This is a genomic window from Paenibacillus sp. EKM206P (assembly GCF_011066155.1).
GTDB classification, from domain to species: Bacteria; Bacillota; Bacilli; order Paenibacillales; family Paenibacillaceae; genus Paenibacillus; species Paenibacillus polymyxa_D.
The window spans coordinates 438,417-461,447 of sequence record NZ_JAAMNQ010000003.1; the positions used below are offsets into that span (position 1 = coordinate 438,417).

Genomic DNA, 23,031 nt, shown 5'->3' on the forward strand with positions numbered 1-23,031 from the left:
ATTTTTGTCTATCACTTATAAAATATAGTATATCATAACGTATATCTAAAATCGAAGGCAATGTGTGGAGGAGTTGTGATGAGGCAAAATCTTTGGTTATGGTGGAGGTGGGACGCTGCGTGTAGGATTTGATCTTACGATCGCTGTTGCCCGCCATAAAGATGAATTTGCCTTAGGAGAGAAGTTGGGTAGGTAAAGATGCTTCGCTGGCTTTCAGCTCATCTTTACGGCATAGCAAGACTAAAAGACGTAAATACGAATTTCATCGCATTTACGTCTTTTTCTTGAGCTTTTAATCATTTACTAGTCATTCATTCCACATCTGCTAATCCTCAACCAGCTCAGTTATTGGGCAAAGTATACTTTACCCCCGTCGCTCCCCCATCTGAAAAACGGTAAAAGGCATAGTAATGATGGCTTCCATCATCGTAAAACAGCTGCCACACATATTCGCCATTGAACACACTCGGCTGGAGGCTTACAATTTTTACACCTGGAAGCTGCTGCTGAATTAGCGACGTCATTTTTTGCTCGTCGACTCCGTTCTTCAGCAGCTCGGTATGAACACCGCTATTATCTGCGGCAGGTACGTTAGGTTGTCCCTCCACTTTTTGAAAAGGAACCCATACCATTATATTTTCATTCTGTGCATTTTTCCCTTGAACCACCCAATATACCTGATCCCACACAGACTTCCATGTTTGAGTCGTGCTAACCAGACCACCTGATTGCTTGGCCTTAATGATAGCGGCATTTTTCTCAGCCACCTGGTCTTGAGTAACATAGGAATAATACCAGAAAATGCTGACCAGGATCAGTATCACGGCCAAAATGGCGACCGCTATCCATTTTTTCTTATTTTTCAAACCCGTGCTTCCTCTCTAAGGGGATGTGACACCTGAATTAGCGCGACAGCAGCCCTTCAAAGGCGGCTTGTGCCTCATGTTTGATACGTTCCTCGTCCATAGTCAGGCATTCGCCGTTTTTCACAACCTGACGACCGTCTACCCACACATGAGCCACGTCCTTGGCGCTTGCAGAGTATACCGCATGGGAAATAAGATCTGTACGCGGCAAGAAATGTGCCTGATTCAGATCCAACGCGATAAAGTCAGCCTTGTTGCCTGCTGCCAACGCTCCTACTTCTTTTAAACCAATCGACTTTGCACCGTATTCCGTTGCCAGACGCAGCGCTTCACTTGCAGGAACTGCCGTAGGGTCACCGGATACACCCTTGTGAATAAGTGCTGCCAGACGCATTTCCTCGAACATATCCAGGTTATTATTGCTGGCAGGACCATCCGTTCCGAGAGAAACCGTAACCCCTGCACGCAGCAATTCAGGCACTCTTGCCACACCACTTGCCAGCTTCAAGTTGCTGCCAGGATTGTGGGAAACCGCTACACCACGTTCTGCCAGTAAAGCTATTTCTTCGTCGTTCAAATGAACGCCATGGGCAACAAGCGAAGGACGGGAGAAAAAGCCAAGCTTATCCAAGTGTGCAACCGGACGCAAACCGTAGTCGCGTACGTTTTGCTCTACTTCGGCGATCGTCTCAGACATGTGCGTATGCAGTGGCAAGTCCAGATCATGCGCAGCTTGTACGAATTTTTCAATAAACGCAGGTGGACATGTATATGGCGCGTGCGGAGACATCATCGTAGTAATACGCCCGTCTGCTTTACCGTGCCAGTTACGTGCAAAAGTCACGGCCTCTGCCAGCTTGATTCGCTGTTCTTCCTCCGAACATAGTCCAATTGCTCCACGCATCAGACTTGCACGAATACCTGACTCCTCAGCCACACGAGCCACTTCATCCATATGATCGTACATATCGAGGAAGGTTGTTGTTCCACCTTTCAGCATTTCCAGCACAGACAAGGACGTACCCCAGTACACGTCTGTAGATGTAAACTTGGCTTCCATAGGCCACATTTTTTCCTGAAGCCATACTTGAAGTGCCAAATCATCTCCATGCCCACGCAGTAGAGACATCGCCGCATGACCATGAGTATTGATCAGACCAGGTAAAAACAATAGCCCTTTACCATCGATCGCTTCCGTCTCTTCCTCACCCGCAGGCAAGGTTTCGCCAATATAAGTAATACGACTATCCTCCACAATCATAAAACCATGGACTACCCCTGCTTCTGGTCCATTTACTGCAAAAGATCCGTTTTTAATCATCCATTTATTCACTGTCATATTGTGCTTCTTCCTTTCCGTCCTCCAAATAATAAGCGAGGCTAAGCAAATCAGTTGTAAAGTCTGTGGCATGAATCCGAATGTTGGCTGGTGCCTTGAGAGTAGTCGGTGCAAAGTTCAGGATCGCTCCAATTCCGCTATCAATAAGCCTATCAGCCACGTGCTGTGCTTCAAAATCAGGTACGGTAATAATCCCGATTCGAATGTTTTTTTCTTTCACAGTCGCTTCCAGTTCATCCATCGGTTGCACGACCAATGTATTGATCTTGGTTCCTACCTTATCCGGAAACGCATCAAATACCGCCACAATCTTCATATTGTCTTTTAAATAAGCGTTATAATTCGAAAGGGCTTGCCCCAGATTACCCGCTCCGACCAAGACTACATTAATTTGTTGGTCGATTTTCAGGATATGGCGTATTTTCTCAATGAGATAAGAAACATCATAACCAATACCCTTCCGACCAAAATCTCCAAAATAAGCAAGATCTTTACGGATTTGGGCCGGGTTCAAATCTAGCCTCTGTCCCAACTCTTGTGAAGAGACCGTAGCCACCTCCCGTTTGTGAAGTGCATTCAGATAACGTAAATATACGGGTAACCTCCGTACGACAGCCTCTGAAATTTTATCTGATTTCATACTTGCTCCCCCTAATTGTAACGAACATACTTATGTCCGTCCGTTATGCCTCTGTCTCCGGGGCGGATTGGAGCCATTCGGCGATGCGGGGCACCATTTGCTCCGATGGCATATGCTCCATTTTTGGTCCCGGTAACGAGTACAAAAAGTGCTTTCCGTAATAGGATTCAATCACACGCGTATCATAAACGATAACGACCCCGTGGTCGTTCGCTGTACGTACCAACCGACCAAATCCCTGTTTGAAGCGAATGACCGCTTGAGGTACAGACAGCTTCATAAATGGATTCTTCTTCTGCTGCTGGAGCAGTTCGCTTTTTGCCTCCAGCAGCGGGTGATTCGGCGGTTGAAACGGCAAGCGAACAATGGCTAGACAAGTCAGAGCCTTCCCCGGAATATCGACGCCTTCCCAGAAACTGCTGGTCCCCAGCAATACAGAAGCTTTCGCTTCCTGAAACCGGCGGGTTAGCTTGCTGCGACTTCCACTGTCCACACCTTGTCCCAGCACAGTAATTTCGCTGGATGCTAAGGCCTCTTTGAGCGGCTCATACACTTGCCGGAGCATCCGATAGGACGTAAACAGAACGAGCATTCTCCCCTGCGTCGCCTGAGCAGTCGCTCCTAGAGAGCTAACGAGCATATCTACAAAATGTGCATCTCCTACACTGCCCTTCACACTTGGGAAATCCCGTGGAATAACCAGCAACACCTGATCCCTGTAATTAAAGGGTGACGGGAGCTGCGAAGTCATCAGCCGCTCTTGATCTGCGGCCTCCTGTAAGCCGAGCTGATCGATCATGTACTGAAACGACTTATCTACCGACAAGGTAGCAGAAGTCAGAATAATGCTTCTTTTTTTGTCAAAAAACATTTCTTTCAACTGGCGGCTCACATCGACGGGTACCGCATAAAATTGCAATGATTTACTACGGAATTGCCCGCTCGCCTCGAGCCAGTATACGGTTGTTTCATCATCGAGTCGGATAAAAAAGCGCAAATTTTCTCGAATCCCCGCCAAATCCTTGAGCAGACCCGTGATATCTGTAATAAGGCTATCCGCCGCATAATCGTCATGTTCTTCCTTGACGTCCAGCATCAGCTTGTCGCCCTTGCGCAAAATTTCGCTCATCGTTACATATAGCTGATTTTCCAAAGCTCCCGCCTGATCCCACTTTGCAGGCTTGGCCGAAGGTTTGAGACGGGAAGAAAACTGTCCTGTTTCACCCGGTGTCGCATCACTTCGCTCCGGCAACATGCCAAACAGCTTGTCGCTTAGCAGGTCCCAAGTTTCCTTCACCTCTAACACGAGCGGATACAGCTGGTCGATAGTTGAGGCCCAATCTGCCGACTTCTCGTGCCCCGATTTCGCCAACTGTTGACGAAGTGAAGGCAGTTGTCCATTCTTGCTGTCTTTGAACAGTCGCGTCAGTGTATGCACGAGTGTGAAATATTTCATATGCATACCTAGGTGTTTACCAGCTACTTCCTCCAGGTGATGGGCTTCATCTATCACCAGATGTTCATAGCTCGGCAATAACTGATGACTGGCTTTGACGTCTGTGAACAACTTAGAGTGATTCGTAATAACAACATCCGCTATTCCTGCTTCATGGCGTGCACGATGATAATAACATTTGCGGAACCATGGGCAAGAACGACCAAGACAGGACTCTGAATCACTCGCCACCGTTTCCCAGAAATCCCCTCCACGGTTGCTCAGATTCAGTTCTTCATCATCACCGGTTTCTGTTAGCGTCAACCAGACGATCATCTGAGCCGCTGTAATTAAATCTTCCTTCGGTGTAGCGAAGTCTCTTCTGTTTATTTTATGTTCAAACTTACGCAGACACAAATAATGTCCCCGACCCTTGAAAATAGCAGCCCGGAACGGAAACGGAATCACCTTGGTTAGCATCGGAATGTCGCGCTCGCGTAATTGCTCCTGCAGGTTGATCGTATGTGTACTCACCATAACGCGCTGTCCCTTTTTCACACTGTGATACAGCGATGGGAGCAAATAACCCAGAGACTTCCCTGTTCCTGTACCTGCTTCAATCAGCAGATGCTTGTCTTCACTCAGTGCCTGATTCACACCCTCAATCATCTGTATCTGCGCCTCGCGCTCCTCATATTGACTCAAGGATGAACGCAAATTGTCCCGCACATCATCCATGTACTCCTCAAAGGTAACACCTGACAGTGGATTCGGGTCATCTTCTCTACGCGGAGCAGCTAGCTCCGTCCAATCTTCCACTTTTAGCGCAAGCTGACGAAAAAACTGATATCCCTCCAAATCCTGAATAGGATCAAGCTCTTTCTCTTCACGCACCCCATCAAGAAACCATCCAAGGTCACTGTCTTCCTCTGCAAACAAATCACTAAGCCGCTGTATCGTTATCAGAGGTAATGCTTGAAGCTCACCCAGACACTTTAAAAATACCTCGGCCGTAGCCAATGCGTCGCTGTCTGCTTGGTGAGGGCGATCATGTGCCAGCCCGAACTCAGAAGACACAAAACCCAACTGATACGAAGATAGTGATGGAAACATAATTTTCAGAAAATCCATTGTATCCAAGATTCTTCCGCTAAATGGCAAGTATCCGCACCGATCCAGAGCGTTTTGCAAAAAATTAAAATCAAACGCCACATTATGACCGACCAGTACAACATCGTCCAGCATAGGCACAAGCTCCATCATCATTTCTTCAAGTGCAGGTGCATCCTTCACGTCATCGTCTGTAATTCCGGTCAATCCAGTGATAAAAGGTGGAATAGATCTGCCAGGGTTCACATAAGAGCCGTAAACACGGGAAATGCTGTTATCATGATCTATAATTGCAAGTCCGACTTGAATGATGTCATCCGCGGACTGGGTGCCTGTCGTTTCAAAATCCAATACCGCAAATTTCATTCGGGCTTAATCCTTTCTTATGACACTTACAAAAATAATAACTCCGTATATTAGCATAGCAGAAGATCGCGTGTTTGGAAATTAAGACAGCCAAAAAAGACGATGCATACGCCGCCTCAGGAGGTGGGCATGCATCGTCTTACTCGGTGTCTGACAACTACATCCAGGTCATTATGGAGCTGTCGTATCGAAGCTTTTCGGTACCGGACAAACAGGCTTCCATATTGTACAGCGGCTCGGGTAACGCAGGATCTAACTGATGTGCGAGAGCAAAACATTTTTGCGCCTCCTCTACGTCAGCCTGCTTTGCCAACAGACAGCCTAGCGCATTATAGATGACCGCTTTTAGTCCTGCCTGCTCAGTCAGGTCCAGCACCTTCTGAAAATGGTATACAGCTTCTGCTGGATCATCTAGTTGAAAATAGGCCATTCCCATATACATGCGACTCTGCCAACTGTTCGGAAAATGCTGTAGTACCTGCTCAAATTGTTGGATCGCCTCAGAGTACATAAGTAATCGATAATACCCTTGCCCCCGACTAAAAGCCGGCAGCTCTTTTTCAGGCAGCTCCGTGTCAGACATATCGGTCTCCGCGGAAAAGCCGGCCGCACGCAGGCACACCATTTTTTCCTCAAAGGCCAGCCACTCATCCATAATTCCGTCACTCATTCTCCGCAGCAGACTCCAGTGCTGTAGCAGCTCCTGCCTGCGGGAGCCCTGGGCTGATGGGTAATGCTTCACGATATCATCTAACATGCTGTTCATTTCTGCGAATACATGCTGGAACATGTGCATCCCGCCCTTATGAAAGATGGATTAATACACTCACATTTTTCGCTTAAAAGACGGGTTTCATCCGCACTCCCATTCATTACATGATCGTCGCATGTACTTCTTTGTTCATCGTTTGGGCTGGTTTATTATGTTCATCAACAAATACCACTGTTGGTTTGTATGTTTTGGCCTCTTCATTTGACATGGAAGCATAGGAAATAATAATGACTGTATCACCAGGCTGCACCAAACGAGCTGCCGCACCGTTGAGACAGATCACACCGCTCCCACGCGGTCCGGGGATAACATAGGTTTCCAGTCGAGCTCCATTGTTATTGTTTACAATTTGAACCTTTTCATTCTCCAACAAATCCGATGTCTCCATGAGATCTTCATCTATAGTGATACTCCCCACATAGTTCAGGTTAGCTTCCGTAACCGTAGCGCGGTGAATTTTGGATTTCATCATAGTTCTAAACATGGGAAAGCACCTCCGCCTTCTGTATTCTTATATTGTCAATCAGTCGGGTACTGCCAAATTTCACAGCTAGCGCTACGATGATGTCTTCCTGAACATCACATAGCCGCTGCTCGGGAAGAAGGGGCTCCAGACCGGGAAAAGTTAAAATTTCAATGTAATCAATGTCTGCTAAAGGAGAGTAAGTAATGGTGGACTCCACCATTTGATGTAACTGACGAATCGTAATTGTGTTTGTTACAATATCTTCGCTCACTTCTTGCACCTTACGCAGTGACTGGGACAGCACCAATGCCTGCTCGCGCTGTTCTGCACTTAAATACACGTTACGGGAGCTGAGGGCCAAACCATCCGCCTCTCTGACGATGGGACAAGGTACGATAGTCACGTTCATATTGAGATCAGTCACCATCTGCTGGAGCACAGCAACCTGCTGTGCGTCCTTCATCCCAAAAAAGGCCAAATCAGGACCTATCATGTTAAAAAGCTTGGCTACCACCGTAGTCACACCATCAAAATGGCCGGGACGGGAAGCACCGCACAAGCGATCTGTCAAAGCGGATACACGAATTTTGGTTTGGGTTGGTTGTGGATACATTTCTGCTACAGTTGGCAAAAATACAATATCCACGCCCTCACGCCGTGCTACCTCCAAATCACGAGCTTCATCGCGGGGATAGCTTTCCAGATCTTCATTCGGTCCAAATTGGATCGGATTTACGAAAATGCTAAGCACCACCGTATCTGCCATTTCACGCGCCTTGTGCATCAAGCTCGCATGTCCTTCATGCAGGTATCCCATCGTTGGTACAAAGCCGACTTTATGTTGCAGTAAAGAGGCAGAATCGTGTACCGTTTTTGCTCCATTGGCTCCAAGTTGCCGACGTTCGGCAATAACCTTGCGTAGTTGAGCCACTTCTCTTACGATGATCATGACTGAGATTCCACCTTTTCCTTAGCTTGTTTCTGCGCTTGTCCTTTTGCCTGTCCGTACAAGGACTCCAGGGACTCCACAACACGGTCATCCGCGCTGAATACATGCTCTGCGGCCGGGAATGCCCGCCCTTTCACATCACTCACATACTGCTCAATGCTGCTACGGATCAAGCCGCCTACATCGGCATAGGTTTTAACAAAGCGTTTGCTGAAATAAGGAGATGCGTACTGAATCAGATCGTGATAAACAAGTACTTGACCGTCACATCCACGTCCTGCACCGATTCCAATGGTTGGAATGGAAAGTTCTTTAGAAATCGCCGTTGCCACTTCCTCAGTCACCAATTCCAAGACAATACCAAAGGCACCCGCCTGCTCTAATGCCTTGGCATCTGCCATCAACCGGCGTGCGTCTGCTTCGTCCTTACCTTGAATGCGATAGCCACCAATTTGATTAACTGATTGTGGAGTAAGCCCGATATGTCCCAGCACAGGTACACCTGCCTGAACAGTCGCTTTTACGACATCGGTAATTTCAGCTCCGCCCTCCAATTTAACAGCATGCGCATGTCCTTCTTGCATCAGACGGCGGATGCCTTGAAGACTTTCGGATATGCTGCCGTGATATGTCATAAAAGGCATGTCCGCTACGATAAATGTATGCTCAGCGCCTCTTGCAACTGTCCGGGAATGGTACACCATATCATCCAAGGTCACAGGGATGGTCGAATCGTAACCAAGAACTACGTTACCCAGCGAGTCCCCCACGAGAATGATGTCAATTCCCGCCTCCTCGGCTATCTTAGCCGATGGATAATCATAGGCGGTCAGCATACTGAGCGGAATGCCCTCCTGCTTCATTTTTTTCATTTTTACAATATTCAGCGCTTGTTTTCCTGCCATCGCGAATGGCTCCCTTCCATCTTTTTTTGGCACAAAAAATAACCTTTTATGAACGCCTGTACATCTGCGTCATCAAAAGGTCCGAACAGCCAAAAAAGACACTCATTTTGAGATCGTCCCTTCTGTCTCGGTCCTGTTCGGCTCAGAGCAGAATCCAACGTAACCTTCAAATGAAGTTATGATGGTCTTACAAACTTGCTAAAGTAGAGCAATGTGCCCTTGGAGTGCAGCTCGGACCGTCCGATGCCGCCTCCTGCACAGTATAACAAAAAACATCAGCTTTTTCACGTGAAGTTTCACACAGGAAACAGAAAGATTGTGGTCGTATACTCAGCTAGGGTCGCTTCTACAATTGTATATCCCCTGAAATAACCTGAATCCGCTCACCCTGGTTCGTTTCTATCACTAGTGCCCCTGAAGGGTCCAAGCCCACCGCTGTACCTTCTACCGCTATCCCTTGTCCCGTATGTGCCCGAACGCTGCGGTTCATCGTCACGGATAACGCCTCCCACAGCATGGCTATGGGCTGGAACCCCTGCTCGGCATACAACTTACTTAGCAGCTCCATTTCTTCCAGAACTGCAGCAATCAGTGCAGTACGGTCAATTTCAAGCCCTGCTTCTATTTTCAAGGATGTCCCTACATGGGATAGCTCTTCCGGGTAATCTTCTTTATTTAAATTTACGTCAATGCCGACCCCTGCAATACAGTAGCGGACCCGTTGATCCTCTGTTGCAGATTCCAACAGAATACCGGATACTTTGCGACCATGAATCAACAGATCGTTTGGCCATTTGATTCCTGCCTCCACACCCGTCAGTCGGCGAATAGCCCGGCATACCGCCACGCCTGTAAGCAGCGTTAGCTGGGGGGTAAAGGCCATGGGCTGGGTGGGGCGCAATACAATGCTCATCCATATCCCTTTGCCGCGAGGGGAATACCATTTCCGTCCCTGACGTCCCCGACCCGCCGTCTGTTCTTCTGCCAGCACTACCGTTCCCTCCGGCGCATCCTCTTCTGCTAAACGCATAGCATCCTGCTGAGTGGATACCGTCGAATCCAGCACTATGATACGCTGGCCAAACGATTGTGTAGTTAATAGATCTGCCAATTTGGATACTTCCAATCGGTCAGGCCGAGATATCAACCGATAGCCCCGGCGCGAAGAGGCATCGATATTATAACCCAGCTCACGCAGTTTGTTGATTTGCTTCCATATTGCTGTGCGACTAACGGAGAGGCGTCGGCTAATCTCCTCACCAGATACGTAATCGGATGAACCTTCCTCCAGTATGCCTAACAGTCTATCATGATTATTCACTACTCATCACCCGTTTCACTTCCTGAAGCAATGTTTCTGTTTCATTCGGGATATCTCCGCAAGCGACCGCTTGTAAAAGCCGTTCCATCATCTGCCCCAGCCAAGGTCCACCTGGTCGATTCATTGCCTGAACCAGTTCATTTCCAGTAATATTTAAATCTTTGATACGAACGACGGCAGCCTGCTGTGTCCACGAGTTTGCCAGTTCGGCAATCTTCTTCACATGCTTTTCTACCCACGGCGGTAATCCACGGAACGAAGAAGGCAGTGTCTTGTGAAGCTCCAGCCAGTCTGAAGCTGTATCCTTTCCCAGCTTAATTAACAATCGAATCCAGTTACGACGCAGTACCTCGTCGTTGATAGGGTCAGAATCTCTCGAAACAGAGTTGTCAGCTATGGCAACAGCATGGCTGATGAGCTCGGTCTCCCATTCCAATAAATGAACCAAACGCCAACGTACGGCGTTGGAGAAGGTCCAAGCTCTTAATAGCTCGTCCGCTGCCTCGGAGCTAAGTCTACAAGACATAAGGAGCAAACCCCACCGTAGCTCTGCTGGCAGCTGCACGATCTCCTTGAGCGCCTGTGCGTCACATTGTTCCCAGGGAACCGGAACCTTCGTACAGCCAAGCAATCCGCTACGTCCCAGCATCTCCAATCCACGTAATGGGTCAGGCCCCGCTAGCATCTTTTCTAACTCGACTCGTACCCGTTCCATGGCTATATATCGGAGTCCCTCTCTGCGACGGATCATACCTTTCCAGGTATTGTAGGCCACCCGGAACCGAAATACAGAGGCAAAACGGATGCAACGCAGCATTCGCAGCCCGTCCTCCTCAAAGCGTTCCTCAGCTCGTCCCACACAACGAACGAGAGCAGCTCGCAAATCGGCTTCTCCCCCAAACGGGTCCACCCGCTCTCCGTGTTCTGCCATCGCAATCGCATTCATAGTAAAATCCCGTCGCATCAGATCCTCACGGATATCCTTCACGAAGGCAACTTCCGTTGGCCGGCGGTGATCAGCATAACCGCTTTCTGTACGAAAAGTGGTCACCTCGAACGCATAGCCACCCTGCATAACCGTTACCGTCCCATGCTGGATTCCTGTCGGAATAACATGAGGGAATAGCGCTAAGACCTGTTCAGGCTCAGCCGAAGTGGTCAGATCCATATCATGAATAGCTCGTCCTAATAGCTCATCCCGCACACAGCCGCCAACCCAGTAAGCTTCGTGGCCTGCTGCTGTTAGTGTATGTATGACCTCTCTGCCATGAAGTGCCATCTCTTGGTCAGCGCATTGCCAAGTATTTGTATTCATAGGGTTTCCCCCTTTGCAAGTATTCAATATAAAAAACGGACGCGAGTCCGCCCCCTTAAACGCTGATCGGTTTAAGATCCGGCACCTCGCGTCCCAACACACGGTAATAGATTTCTTCATATTGACGGGTAATCAGCTCATCACAAAAAACGGTACGGGCGCGGGTCAGACACGCTTCACGGAAACGTTCCGCCATCGCTTCATCGGACAACAGCTCAACTGCATAATCAGCCATCGCCTCAGTATTACCAATTTCAGCAAGATACCCCGTACTTCCATGCACAACGAGTTCAGGAACTCCTCCGGCCTGAGAACCGATTGTCGGCACTCCACAGGCCATTGCTTCCAGCGCAACCAAACCAAAACTTTCTTTTTCCGAGGGAAGCAGCAGCACATCCGCCATAGAAATCACTTCTGCGATCTGATCCTGCTTACCTAAAAAGAAGACCTTGTCTTGAAGACCTAAATCCTCAATTTTGCAGCGGATTTTTGGTAGATCCGGTCCTTCCCCCACCAGCAGCAGCTTCGCAGGCACTTTTCGTTGCACTCTTTCAAATATATCCAACACATCGCCCACCCTTTTGACAGGACGGAAATTGGAAATATGCATCATTATTTTTTCATGCGGTTGGGCAAAGTCTCTTCTAAGCGCAGCGGCATCTCGTGGATAATACACCCGTTTATCTACAAAATTATAGGTTAAATCAATAGGCCGTGTAATTTCCAGCGCATCTATCGTCTCCCGAATCAAATCTTTGGAAACCGCCGTCACAGCGTCACTTTTGTTAATAGCCAGCCGAATCAGGTCCTTCAACGACTCATCCTGTGCCAACACTGTAATGTCCGTACCGTGCAGGGTGGTTACCACCTTCAGATGATCACCCACCATTTCCTTCGCCAAGTAAGCGCACACTGCATGTGGTACCGCATAATGAACATGGAGTACATCCAAATTCTTCATTTGTGCGACTTGGGCCATTTTGGTCGCCAGTGACAAATCATAGGGCGGATATCTAAACACGTAATAATCGTTAATTTCAACCTCATGATAAAAAATATTTTTCTGAAACGTCCCGCCCAATCTGAACGGAATGCTATTGGCAATAAAATGAACCTCGTGCCCTTTTTCTGCCAGCAACTTGCCTAGCTCAGTAGCCACTACGCCGGAACCACCCAGCGACGGATAACAGGTAATTCCAATTTTCAGTTTGTCATTCAAGCTAGCTGCCTCCTTCCGCTCACCAGTGATAACTTTTCTGCCGATTTATTTTAACACTCTGCAAAATGCTCAAGTATAGAATTCTTATGTGAATAGCTTAACCAGATATGGCGTTTTGGACGCAAACCCTTCTGCATACGTAATCAGTTTGCGCTGACCCAACAACGAGTCGCGAGCTTTTACGCGTTCCACATATCCCTGATTTAATGGTGTGGACACTGTATCCTTTCCAGGCGCTGCCTGAAATTGCGAAGCATAACTCAATAACGACTGTTCCTTGACTTCATAATGCTCGGTGATATCCACAATCATATCCGTTCTGCCAATATCATTGATAAAATAAAAATATAATTGCTCTACCTGTATCGCAGGATTTTCTGGCATAAAACGTCGCAACTTCGCGTTAAATACCGCTTCCTCCACCAACTTGCTACACATGACATGGTCTGGATGCCGATCCTCCCAATAAGGAGCGAATACGACTTTCGGTGCATGGCGCCTGATTTCTGCTGTAACTGCAGCTACATGTTCAGGAGTTACATATAATCCACGATCAGGCAGACCCAAATTCGTCCGCACAGCAAGCCCGAGCACTTTCGAAGCATGTTCAGCTTCTGACATACGAGTATCCACATCACCATTGGATGACATTTCAGCCCGCGTCAAATCGCACACGCCCACCTTTAAACCAGCGGCTGTATGCTTGGCAATCGTGCCTCCCATTCCTATTTCTGCATCGTCAGCATGAGCTCCGAAAATCAGGATGTCCAGCGTCATTATATATCACCCTGCTGGTCAATGCCCGGTTTATATTTATGTACCAGCTCACGCCAAGCAAAATCGCCTCGGTCCAGCGCTTTCACCAGTATTTCAGCAGTTGCAACGTTTGTTGCCAAAGGAATCCCCTGCACGTCACACAAACGTAACAAGGCACTAATGTCCGGCTCATGCGGTTGTGCCATGAGCGGATCACGCAAGAATATAATCAAGTCCATGTCATTTTGCGCAACCATGGCCCCGATTTGCTGATCTCCTCCAAGCGGCCCGGACATGAAACGGTGAATTTCAAGCTTGGTTTGCTCCATAATGCGCAGACCTGTTGTACCTGTTGAAAATAACTTGTGATCTGTAAAAACATGCTCATAGGCCGTTATGAAATTTACCATTTCATCCTTTTTTCGGTCATGCGCTATAAATGCAATCTTTAACATTCGAAGTTCCTCCTGCCTCATTCTATAATTTCATTCGTCCAATCATTCGCGTATTCTTAATCGATGTAATGCTCAAATCCATATACAAGCCCTGGCTGCTCCATGACCTTCTGAATACCGATTTTAACACCCGGCATATAGCCCGCCCGTTCATAAGAATCCTGACGAATCTTCAGAGATTGTCCAAACCCTCCGAATATCACTTCTTGCTGTGCGAACACACCGGGAAGACGGACACTGTGGACACGAAACCCTTGATAGTAACCTCCCCGTGATCCTTCTAACGTTTCTTCCTCTTCCGGGTTACCCTGTCGCAGCTCTTCACGCTGTTCGGCGATTAGCTCTGCGGTCTTAATGGCTGTGCCCGATGGCGCGTCCAATTTTTGGTCACCATGATATTCGATAATTTCCAGATGTGGGAAGTATTTCGCTGCCTGAGCCGCAAACCGCATCATCAAAATGACGCCAATTGAAAAGTTTGGCGCGATCAGACCACCAATTTGCTGCTCACGACACTGCTTGTCCAGTTCATCAATCTGTTCGGGAGTAAACCCTGTTGTTCCGATAACCGGACGAACTCCATGCTTGATAGCAAGCGCTGTATGTGCATATGCAAAACGCGGCCCCGTAAAATCGACCATGACATCCGCTCGGCTATCCAGTAATGCCTGCTCCACATCCTCCACAATAGCGATACCCGCTTCCGGTAGTCCGACGAGAAGGCCGGCATCACTGCCGGCATGTGTTCTGTTCACTGCGGCCACAAGCTGTAGTTCCTCATCTTGAAGAACCAATTTGACAACTTCACGGCCCATACGCCCTGCTGCTCCTACAACAGCCACTTTTATTGGTTCTGACATATCCCTACAACTCCTTATGCATCCATTTGTGCTAGATCTGTTCATTCATCTGCTGGCATAACTTCTTCATGAGGTTGGCAAGCTGCACATTGTGAGGAAACAGTGCAGCCGCCTCACGAGCAGCCTGCACAGCCAGCTTATACTCATTCATTTCGTCATAAATCAATGCGAGCAGCAAAAAAGCATCCCCACATAACGGATCGAGGGCTATTGCTCGTTCAAGTAACAAGATCGCATCCTGACGCACCTGCGGCGTAGCTCTGTCGACATCCAGCATTTTTCTGGCCTTCTCCGTATGCTGCCTGGCTTCCTGCGCATGTAGATGGAGAACATATTCATCCTGCTGTGGAGCGAGACGAACCGCATGCTCTGCATATGCGAGAGCCTGCTCCAAACGACCACTACGAGCATAGGTAACCGAGCACCGGAAATAATGCTCCGCATGATCAGGCTGAGCTGAAATTGCTTTTTCAAACCATTCCACGGCCTGCTCAAAATCGTTCTGCAAAATGCACTGATAAGCTTTCTGAACGTATTCCTCCGCCTTCATGACACTGCACCTCCGGGTAACCGGTTTGGTACAGCATATGTACAAAGCGCCTAATCGGTGTCCTTTTTGGTCCAACGATTCGCATCACGTGTGTTAAATTTATGCATAACCTTATCATGTGCCTCGGTCAAATTTATACCTAGCGAGTTCGCAAAGCAGATGGTGATGAACAAAATGTCCCCCAGCTCCAGCTCAATGGAATTGTCCGCCTCATCCGTTTTTTTCGGTTTCTCGCCAAAGGAGTGATTGACTTCCCTCGCCAGTTCCCCGACTTCCTCAGACATCCGGGCCAACATCGCTAAAGGGCTAAAATACCCTTCCTTAAATTGAGATATATACTGGTCTACCTCACGTTGAATTTCATCTAATGATTTTTCCATGAAACACGCAATCCCCCCATGTGCAGGTTTATTCATATGTTATCGTAAAGCACATTTTAAAACAAATTTTTTTTAATTGTGAACTTACGACCCCAACTTACTGTCATCAGTCTTTTAAAGCTACCGTAAAAAGGTATACTACATATAAGGAGCTGCGATTAGCAAAATCAGTATGAAGTCGTTCTTCCTTAAACTGCTACTGCGAGGGATTATATGAAGATATCCAAGTCCATGGAACAGCTTAAAATGATTTTACCCATTGTGCTCGGGACCGCCATCTATGCATTCGGTCTGCTTTATTTTATTATACCCAGTAAACTGATGGAAGGTGGTATTACTGGGATCACCCTGCTGCTCAATTATGCTTTTTCGATTTCACCCTCTCTCTCCACATTGCTTCTGAACATTCCTTTATTTTTAATTGGATGGAAAATGCTTGGGGGCAAGCAAATTCTATATACAGGGGTAGGTATTGGGTCGCTCACTTTTTTTCTGTGGTTGTATGAAAAAATGATTCATCTCGGATGGATGGGAACATTTCAAACTGAACACGATTTTATACTTTCTTCATTATATGCGGGGGTTACGCTTGGGGCCGGATTAGGTATTGTGTTCCGCTTTGGCGGCACCACGGGCGGCTCGGATATAATCGCTCGTATTCTAAACCGGAAGTTTGGCTGGAGTATGGGAAGGATTATGCTGGTCATTGATATCGTCATTATCGGTGCTTCACTACTTTACATACCAAAAGAAAAAATTCTATATACATTAGTCGCCGTGTTCATCGCGTCCAAGATTATTGATTTTATACAAGAAGGCGCCTATTCCGCCAGAGCCTTTATGATTATCAGCGACCACACGATGGACATTGCGGATATTATTATTAGAGACATGGATCGCGGAGTTACTATTATTCCGGCTGTAGGTGCATTTTCCAAGCAGGCCAAGCATGTTGCCTATTGTGTCGTGCCTCGTCAGGAAATACGACGTTTGCACCAAATTGTTAAATCGGTTGATCCACGGGCGTTTATTATCATACAGGATGTGCATGATGTACATGGAGAGGGGTTCAAAGAGGAATAGCCCGGAAATCCGGGCGATGGGCTAATCTATATGGATGGCTCAGCAGCCAACGACGCGAGTGTTCGAATTTGCATCGTTATCCAGAGAAACCAGCTCGATATTTACGATAACCTGCATAGACCAGCGCCAGCAGAACAATCATGCCGATTGCCAATTCTGCCCGGCGCTCACTTTCACGTGGGATAAATGGCGCCAGTGCAGTGGCGTCTTTTTCACGTCCAAACAAGGCATTAAACGTCGGATTTCCCTGATCCAACGCCCCTCTAATGGCTGAGGCATCTGCATGTTGCTGATCCCCCAATCCTTTGACGTAGGAAATCCATGAATCAGCCCGGACAACCTCACTTGTTCTGCCATGAATCAATGCTGCTGTACGGATCGTCTCATAATGGTCCTCCAGCACCGCGGCTCCAGCTTTGAAACCCTTCATGTTACCTTTAGCAAACTGGCTGTTCAAGCCGCTAACATCTTCTTTTAAAATCTTATAATACTGCTGCCATAAGGGCTGACGCGGATGTGCAAGCGCATCTGTCGCAAGTCGTAAATTGGCCGCAGCCTTCACCCACTCATCTGGTGATGCTTGGACAGACTGTGTAGCTTGCTGGACCTCAAGGATGCTGCCGGACAAAGCATGAATGGCCTCTACAGATAACGCTGCCTGCACCTGGCCGGTGCCAAACCATCGACTCACCTCGGCTACATCCGCGTGCGCTTTTTCAATGTTCCCGTCCATCACATCCCGATACAGTATCGCAGCTGCATGGTCCAGTTCCTCAATTTCTTTTGTATTTCCTATGGGTTTTGATTGATCACGCGCTTCTGCCACACCTGGAGGGACGCAGACGGACAGCAGCAGGACCATAGATAATACAACACTCGAAACAATACGTATCGTAATTTGAAACGTCTGACCCCTAATCATGGGACATCCCTCCTCACCTTACTGTATGGCAAGGTTACCGGGACTAGAACTTTCTTCAAAATCAAAACCAAAACTTTGTGTAGCTAAATGATTAAAGCTCTTTCTTATTTTATGATCATCACGGATTCCTTTCTATTTCTTCACTTCTACTCTCATTCGATTGCGCGCAAACATGGCAAGCCATGCTGCTACGATACTGGCAAGGGTTAGCATATAGGTAAACGCACGCACTTGCGGTACATTATCCATTAGCGTCTTTGGAAGATACGGATATATACCAAATGTATAATCCATCGTATCATTTAACAATGTCCAGAGTGCGGCTAGGCATAAAGCAGTCCATTTGCAGGTGAAAAAACGCACGAACAGTAACGCTTCGACCGCCATTGCCGTGTGAGATGCCACCAGCATCCAATCCTGCCATATCATATGTCCCCCCTGCGCAACTCCCCAAAAAATAATAGCTGAAGCCCATATGCCATATTTTACACTCGTGACAACAGCCAACGCCTCCATGATCTGTCGAATGACCTTCAAGCTCTTGAGACGCGGAGAATAGAGCAAAAATGCTATAGAGATCGTAAAAAACAGACTCGCCGTCGGACTATCAGGCACAAATACAATCTGCCACATCGGATGATAATTTAGAGTATATTCCAACTGCCCCCCATACCATATGTACCCATACACTGTTCCTACCAGATTACACCAGAACAGCAGCCACAAAAAAGGCCGGCTCGTCAAGAACGACCGGCTCCACAAATAAGATAACGACACGCCCTTCATCCTCCGTTCATACGACGGTTGCCTTGTACAGGCCCATCCTACAAAGACTATATCATATCCAAGCGTATCAAAAAAACCTGACCGCCGCTACAGTCAGGTTTGATGATTATGATCTCGAACTAACAATTGGTCTGAAATCCAACTTAGGGTTCCTAAGATTATTCTAACTCATTGCTTTCAGCTCATCCGTAAGATGACGAAAAGCTACTTCATCTCCGGAGGCCAGCGCCTCATCAATATCCTTGTAGAGTTTTTCACTCCGGTGTTTACGTAATGCCTCGTCCAAAACCATTTCAGCAGACAGGCCCAACATTACTTCATAAGTAACCTTCATTTTATCCATAGGATGCACCTCCAACATGAGTTTAAGAGATCCTATATTCTTTTCCTTTCGCCACATAGCTGAGTGCCGTTCGTGACATCCGCTGCAAATCTGCATCTGTCAATTCGCGCACCACTTTGGCAGGTGTACCGAGAGAAAGAGTATAGGGTGGTATTTTGGTATTTTCCGTAACGACCGACCCTGCTCCTATTAAAGCATATTCACCAAGCTCCGCTCCGTTGAGTACAATGGCCCCCATACCGATTAAAGTGCCTTTGCCTACCATACAACCGTGGATTATTGCAGCATGACCTATCGAAATGTCATCCGCCAGCAACAGGGGCTGATCCGTGTTCACATGTCCCACGACACCGTCCTGAATATTGCAGCGTTCACCGATGAAGATAGGCGCCATATCTCCGCGCAGTACGGCATTAAACCATACAGAGGAATCTTGGCCGATCGTTACTTTTCCGACAATTTTTGCTCCTTCTGCCACATAGACAGATGAATGGAGCTGTGGCATGTTTCCGTTATAGTGAATCAGCATCAACTTCACCCTCTCATTTTGGGTGAAATTCTATCAACATGTGTGTTGCTTGTCAATGGAGCCGTATACCCGAGTCGTTCCGCCCAATGCGGCACTCTCCCGCCAACTTCAGCCCCCAGGCTGTCATCTGTACAGAGGGTCCCGTCGGATGTTCACCCTGACGAAGCATACCCAAGTGAAGCATCATTCGTATAATTCTCTGATCAAAGACCGAACGGGGCGTATCATAGTAAAACGGTCGAATCAGTGGGCCGATATGTACAAAAAGCGACTCTGAGGACGTCCACGGCCTGGCACATTCTCCAATCCAGTAGACTAGAGAAAGCAAATTAGGAACGGCTCCTTTATACAGTCTTAACCAAAACCTGAATAGCTGTATCATTTCTTCCTCAATTGTATGCTCCTGATGCGCTTCTCCCTTTGCTGTCAGCACAACCTGGTCCCCTTTCTCCTCGATGTACTTGGAGTGACGGGCATAATCATACAGTAGGGCCATTCGGTCTGGATAAAACTTAAAAGAGGAACCATACCCGAAACGCCATCCTCCCTTACCCAAAAGCGGCTCCGCAATGTGCAAATGCTCCATCAGCTGCTGCTGATTGCGACGATACCAAGCCCCCTCGGGATTTAGCGGGACCTCATGCTGCCCCATGTATTGAAGGAAAAGCCGTAAATCCTCTGCCAGTAGATGCCCTTCATCCCGGTACGATGACGGTTCGCTTACCCGTGTCATTCCGCTTTGGAAGTCATGTACCATAACACGTCGAAAGCGCTCCTTCATATCCAACGGAATTTGGAACAAATACCTCGTGTTGTGCGTCGAACCGTTGAACAACCAGCCACTAGAACGCAGACGGGTCACAATATCTCTTGGCCGCTCACCAGGATTTTCGTCCTCCTCAACAGACTGTTTGGCTACTGCAATCAATTCCTCCATGCTGAAATACGGTCGGTCATCGAACAGCAGTGCGTTCAAAAACCTTACCTCTGACAACCTCAGCTCCTTGACCTGCGCCTCAAAAAAACTACTGCTGCCGAGCTTCGTCAAAATCCCCTGGATCAACTCATGCTTGGAATTAGGTTTACAGTCACAATCGTAATACACCGCGATTCTGTTCAAATGCACAATATCCGCAAATGTCAGCATATCCGCCAGATTCATTGTTCCATCGCCTCGTCACTGGACTGTCATCCGGAATTGATTCTTACCTGTTGTACCCACAGCTTTGACGGATTGTTCAAACTCTAAACCTCTTTTTTTGCAAAGGTATAATTAAAAAACAAAAAAGACCACGACTTCTACGATGAGTAGAAGCCGTGGTCTTTTACTAACTTTTTGAGTTACAGTCACTTTTCTCTTGCAAATGCTTCGTGCAATTATACAAAAGTGGTGCCCAATCCATATCCTCACGCTGAAGTATACTAAGTGACAAATTGCCGATTCGTTCCGTGAATTTTTCCTGATACAGAGCCTTATACAAATTAGCCAAAAAACCGCCGTGGGAAACGACCAGCAGATTCTTGTCCCGATTTTCCGTCCAAATGGCCTCCATAAAACCTAGCCCGCGAAGCTGAAGATCCGCATCGCTTTCCTGCCCTAGATCCAGCAGATGCCAGTCGACTCCCCACTTCTCTTCACGCTCGGCCTGTGTCATGCCCTCGACCTGACCATAAGCACGTTCTCTTAGTCGATCATCAGATTCTAGCAACGGAAGATGCAGAGCAGAAGCAATAATCTCCCCGGTCTCTTTCGCTCTGGAGAGACTACTTGTAATAAGCCCGTCCCAACGATAAGACTCTCTCTTTAATCGTTCTGCAAGCAAGCGTGCCTGCTGGCGTCCTTCCTCATTTAACGGAATATCACTGTGGCCCTGGATTTTCCCTACCGCATTCCAATCCGTCAATCCATGTCTGATCAAGCCAATAAGCATCGTGTCTTTTCCTCCGCTGTTTTGTTATTCAGGCATTGTTATGAATTCATATTGGAGTCCAGCTGTCCTGCTAACTTCTGACCCTTCTCGTCCGATGGATCCAGCCCAGAGAAAATAAAGCAAGCGCAAGTGCCAATACAGACAACAGCATCCAGTATTGCGGATAAGTAGGAACAATGCTAGCAACCAGCGGGTCCATAATGCCACTATTCACATCTTTAATGTGGTATTGATATTGTGGAGATGTACTTGTAGTTTCCAACAGGCCTGTCGGTAAAATACCCGTATCCATGACAGGAGCTGCTTGAGGGGGATTTTCCTTAGAGGAGCTTCCATTCCAGTTCAAAAACAAAAAGCTGCATAAAAATACGGCCAAGAAGCCAGCGATCCATACAGACATATACTTACGGGCTGCTGGGTTCACACGCGCACGTCGATGCTCACCCGGAACAAGCCACGGTGATTCTTCATAAATTCGATCCATGACTCTGCGATTCATGGCCTCTAGCTTATCATCTGTTATTTCAAAGGAAATATCACGAATAGCGGATCGATTTTCTTTTGACAAATCCCACTCTTTTTCTTCCGAACCATGTTCCCACCCAGCAGACGAGCTTTTGGCCCGTCTGCGCTCCGAGTCTTGTTTCGATACATTTTTGCCTGTAGCGAACAAATCCTCAGTGTCCCTGGATTTCATTGGCTGCTCATCCCTTCGTTTTCCTCATAGAGAGGCTCAAAAAAATAAGGCTCCAACTGCGTCTTCACACTGGTTCTTGCCCGGAAAAGCAACGACTTCACCGCACTGACGGTCTGTCCTAAAATAGTCGCAATCTCCTGATAATCTAATTGCTCATATTCACGCAAAATCAGCGCAGATCGCTGCTTCTCAGGCAATCTATTGATCGCTTCACGAACCATCTCTACCTTCTCACCGCGAAGGACAGCCTGCTCCGGAATTACATCCGATGGAGCTACCGGTACATAACCGCTCTCCTCCAATGGAACCTGACCGCTACGGTGCTTGCGAAGCTCACTTAGCACCGTATTGCGTGCAATTGTATATAACCAAGTGGAGAACGATGCGTCTACCTCGCGAAAAGAGTGCAGGCTCCGATACGCTTTATAAAACGTCTCCGAGCATAAGTCCTCAGCAATCATTTCCAGGTTCGAACTTTTCAGCATATGATAAACAAAAGCTAAAATTTTACGTTGGTGACGCCTCATTAATTCTGAATAAACCTCAACATTACCTTGTTTGATTTCCTGAATCATCTGGGAATCTGTCATCATCCGAGTGAGACCCTCCTCGCCCATACATGTGCTGTTTTCCCGTTCGATTCTGTTTATATATACCGAACAGGTCAAAAAAAGTTGCGCCCTCTGCGCAAATGGATGAAACAGCATCATGGAACATTTGTTATTTTCTTACCCTATGTAGTGCCAACATTAACGGTGCTATCCCCAACAATATTCAACGTCCAAAATGGACTTACCCATTGTACCACAAAATGACCGCCAGTAAAAAAGTCCAAAATCCCCACGATTTCCATCAATGCCTCCCTAACGCTGGCAACTAATTCATTTATACAGCTTTTCAATGGATTTTAAATTTTTTCAAGATTAAATGACAAACCTACTGAAAGCATGCCATCAAATAAACCAATAAGGATAATTACACAAAAAAAGAAAACGCTTTAAAAAATATTGACAAAATGAAAACGTATACATATAAT

Annotated in this window: 25 protein-coding genes; 1 reads left to right on the forward strand and 24 read right to left on the reverse strand. The window is 47.3% G+C overall.

Going from position 1 to position 23,031, the window contains the following annotated elements; translation table 11 throughout:
* Positions 1 to 341: 341 nt before the first annotated feature.
* From G9G53_RS08720 to G9G53_RS08795, 16 genes are all read right to left on the reverse strand, one after another.
* Entirely contained in the window at positions 342 to 866 is a 525-nt protein-coding gene (locus G9G53_RS08720; RefSeq protein WP_039271118.1) for a cell wall elongation regulator TseB-like domain-containing protein, read from the reverse strand.
* 37 nt (positions 867 to 903) lie between these two features.
* Positions 904 to 2,205, reverse strand: coding sequence for an amidohydrolase (locus tag G9G53_RS08725; protein ID WP_069011508.1), 1,302 nt, complete (start codon positions 2,203 to 2,205; stop codon positions 904 to 906).
* The gene (locus G9G53_RS08730) at positions 2,192 to 2,845 is read right to left on the reverse strand and encodes a redox-sensing transcriptional repressor Rex (RefSeq protein WP_029517369.1); all 654 of its coding nucleotides are present in this window, start codon (positions 2,843 to 2,845) and stop codon (positions 2,192 to 2,194) included. Before G9G53_RS08730 ends, G9G53_RS08725 begins: the two co-directional genes overlap by 14 nt.
* Positions 2,846 to 2,888: 43 nt before the next feature.
* Complete coding sequence (gene dinG / locus G9G53_RS08735) at positions 2,889 to 5,756, reverse strand: ATP-dependent DNA helicase DinG (RefSeq protein WP_029517368.1); 2,868 nt, start codon at positions 5,754 to 5,756, stop codon at positions 2,889 to 2,891.
* Positions 5,757 to 5,913: 157 nt separating this feature from the next.
* Positions 5,914 to 6,546 carry a tetratricopeptide repeat protein gene (locus tag G9G53_RS08740; RefSeq protein ID WP_165146938.1) on the reverse strand — a complete coding sequence of 211 codons (633 nt, stop codon included), beginning with the start codon at positions 6,544 to 6,546 and terminating at the stop codon, positions 5,914 to 5,916.
* Between the two features lie 82 nt (positions 6,547 to 6,628).
* Complete coding sequence (gene panD, locus G9G53_RS08745) at positions 6,629 to 7,012, reverse strand: aspartate 1-decarboxylase (protein ID WP_013371641.1); 384 nt, start codon at positions 7,010 to 7,012, stop codon at positions 6,629 to 6,631.
* Positions 7,005 to 7,943 carry a pantoate--beta-alanine ligase gene (gene panC, locus G9G53_RS08750; protein WP_165146941.1) on the reverse strand — a complete coding sequence of 313 codons (939 nt, stop codon included), beginning with the start codon at positions 7,941 to 7,943 and terminating at the stop codon, positions 7,005 to 7,007. The genes panD and panC overlap by 8 nt, the downstream gene beginning before the upstream one ends.
* Complete coding sequence (gene panB / locus G9G53_RS08755; protein ID WP_165146943.1) at positions 7,940 to 8,848, reverse strand: 3-methyl-2-oxobutanoate hydroxymethyltransferase; 909 nt, start codon at positions 8,846 to 8,848, stop codon at positions 7,940 to 7,942. The genes panC and panB overlap by 4 nt, the downstream gene beginning before the upstream one ends.
* A gap of 346 nt (positions 8,849 to 9,194) precedes the next feature.
* Complete coding sequence (locus G9G53_RS08760; RefSeq protein WP_165146946.1) at positions 9,195 to 10,169, reverse strand: biotin--[acetyl-CoA-carboxylase] ligase; 975 nt, start codon at positions 10,167 to 10,169, stop codon at positions 9,195 to 9,197.
* Entirely contained in the window at positions 10,162 to 11,484 is a 1,323-nt protein-coding gene (locus G9G53_RS08765) for a CCA tRNA nucleotidyltransferase (RefSeq protein ID WP_165146949.1), read from the reverse strand. The genes G9G53_RS08760 and G9G53_RS08765 overlap by 8 nt, the downstream gene beginning before the upstream one ends.
* A 55-nt stretch (positions 11,485 to 11,539) precedes the next feature.
* On the reverse strand, positions 11,540 to 12,703 hold the full coding sequence (gene bshA, locus G9G53_RS08770) for an N-acetyl-alpha-D-glucosaminyl L-malate synthase BshA (protein ID WP_029517362.1): 1,164 nt from the start codon (positions 12,701 to 12,703) through the stop codon (positions 11,540 to 11,542).
* 84 nt (positions 12,704 to 12,787) lie between these two features.
* The gene (gene bshB1 / locus G9G53_RS08775; protein WP_165146952.1) at positions 12,788 to 13,480 is read right to left on the reverse strand and encodes a bacillithiol biosynthesis deacetylase BshB1; all 693 of its coding nucleotides are present in this window, start codon (positions 13,478 to 13,480) and stop codon (positions 12,788 to 12,790) included.
* Positions 13,480 to 13,914: a methylglyoxal synthase gene (gene mgsA / locus G9G53_RS08780; RefSeq protein WP_029517360.1), complete on the reverse strand. Its 435-nt coding sequence runs from the start codon at positions 13,912 to 13,914 to the stop codon at positions 13,480 to 13,482. The genes bshB1 and mgsA overlap by 1 nt, the downstream gene beginning before the upstream one ends.
* Positions 13,915 to 13,970: 56 nt before the next feature.
* A complete protein-coding gene (gene dapB, locus G9G53_RS08785) occupies positions 13,971 to 14,774 on the reverse strand; it encodes a 4-hydroxy-tetrahydrodipicolinate reductase (protein WP_039271105.1) in 804 nt (267 codons plus the stop codon).
* A 31-nt stretch (positions 14,775 to 14,805) separates the two neighbouring features.
* Positions 14,806 to 15,324, reverse strand: coding sequence for a tetratricopeptide repeat protein (locus G9G53_RS08790; RefSeq protein WP_029517358.1), 519 nt, complete (start codon positions 15,322 to 15,324; stop codon positions 14,806 to 14,808).
* Between the two features lie 50 nt (positions 15,325 to 15,374).
* Positions 15,375 to 15,704, reverse strand: a complete 330-nt coding sequence (locus G9G53_RS08795; protein ID WP_029517357.1) for a nucleotide pyrophosphohydrolase — start codon at positions 15,702 to 15,704, stop codon at positions 15,375 to 15,377.
* Between the two features lie 213 nt (positions 15,705 to 15,917).
* Here G9G53_RS08795 and G9G53_RS08800 point away from each other — a divergent pair, with 213 nt between their 5' ends.
* Entirely contained in the window at positions 15,918 to 16,787 is an 870-nt protein-coding gene (locus G9G53_RS08800) for a YitT family protein (RefSeq protein ID WP_029517356.1), read from the forward strand.
* Between the two features lie 76 nt (positions 16,788 to 16,863).
* Here G9G53_RS08800 and G9G53_RS08805 read toward each other — a convergent pair whose 3' ends face one another.
* The 8 genes from G9G53_RS08805 to G9G53_RS08840 form a co-directional block, all read right to left on the reverse strand.
* Complete coding sequence (locus tag G9G53_RS08805) at positions 16,864 to 17,709, reverse strand: sporulation protein YpjB (RefSeq protein ID WP_165146955.1); 846 nt, start codon at positions 17,707 to 17,709, stop codon at positions 16,864 to 16,866.
* A gap of 132 nt (positions 17,710 to 17,841) precedes the next feature.
* Entirely contained in the window at positions 17,842 to 18,486 is a 645-nt protein-coding gene (locus G9G53_RS08810) for a DUF1405 domain-containing protein (RefSeq protein ID WP_165146958.1), read from the reverse strand.
* A 172-nt stretch (positions 18,487 to 18,658) separates the two neighbouring features.
* Entirely contained in the window at positions 18,659 to 18,838 is a 180-nt protein-coding gene (locus G9G53_RS08815; RefSeq protein ID WP_013371655.1) for an IDEAL domain-containing protein, read from the reverse strand.
* Positions 18,839 to 18,860: 22 nt separating this feature from the next.
* A complete protein-coding gene (locus tag G9G53_RS08820) occupies positions 18,861 to 19,367 on the reverse strand; it encodes a gamma carbonic anhydrase family protein (RefSeq protein ID WP_069012436.1) in 507 nt (168 codons plus the stop codon).
* Between the two features lie 52 nt (positions 19,368 to 19,419).
* The gene (locus tag G9G53_RS08825; protein WP_165146961.1) at positions 19,420 to 20,529 is read right to left on the reverse strand and encodes a hypothetical protein; all 1,110 of its coding nucleotides are present in this window, start codon (positions 20,527 to 20,529) and stop codon (positions 19,420 to 19,422) included.
* Positions 20,530 to 20,695: 166 nt separating this feature from the next.
* Positions 20,696 to 21,298, reverse strand: a complete 603-nt coding sequence (locus G9G53_RS08830; protein WP_165146964.1) for a histidine phosphatase family protein — start codon at positions 21,296 to 21,298, stop codon at positions 20,696 to 20,698.
* Between the two features lie 70 nt (positions 21,299 to 21,368).
* Entirely contained in the window at positions 21,369 to 21,995 is a 627-nt protein-coding gene (locus tag G9G53_RS08835; RefSeq protein WP_029517350.1) for a hypothetical protein, read from the reverse strand.
* The gene (locus G9G53_RS08840) at positions 21,992 to 22,588 is read right to left on the reverse strand and encodes an RNA polymerase sigma factor (RefSeq protein ID WP_013310707.1); all 597 of its coding nucleotides are present in this window, start codon (positions 22,586 to 22,588) and stop codon (positions 21,992 to 21,994) included. Before G9G53_RS08840 ends, G9G53_RS08835 begins: the two co-directional genes overlap by 4 nt.
* Positions 22,589 to 23,031 lie beyond the last annotated feature (443 nt).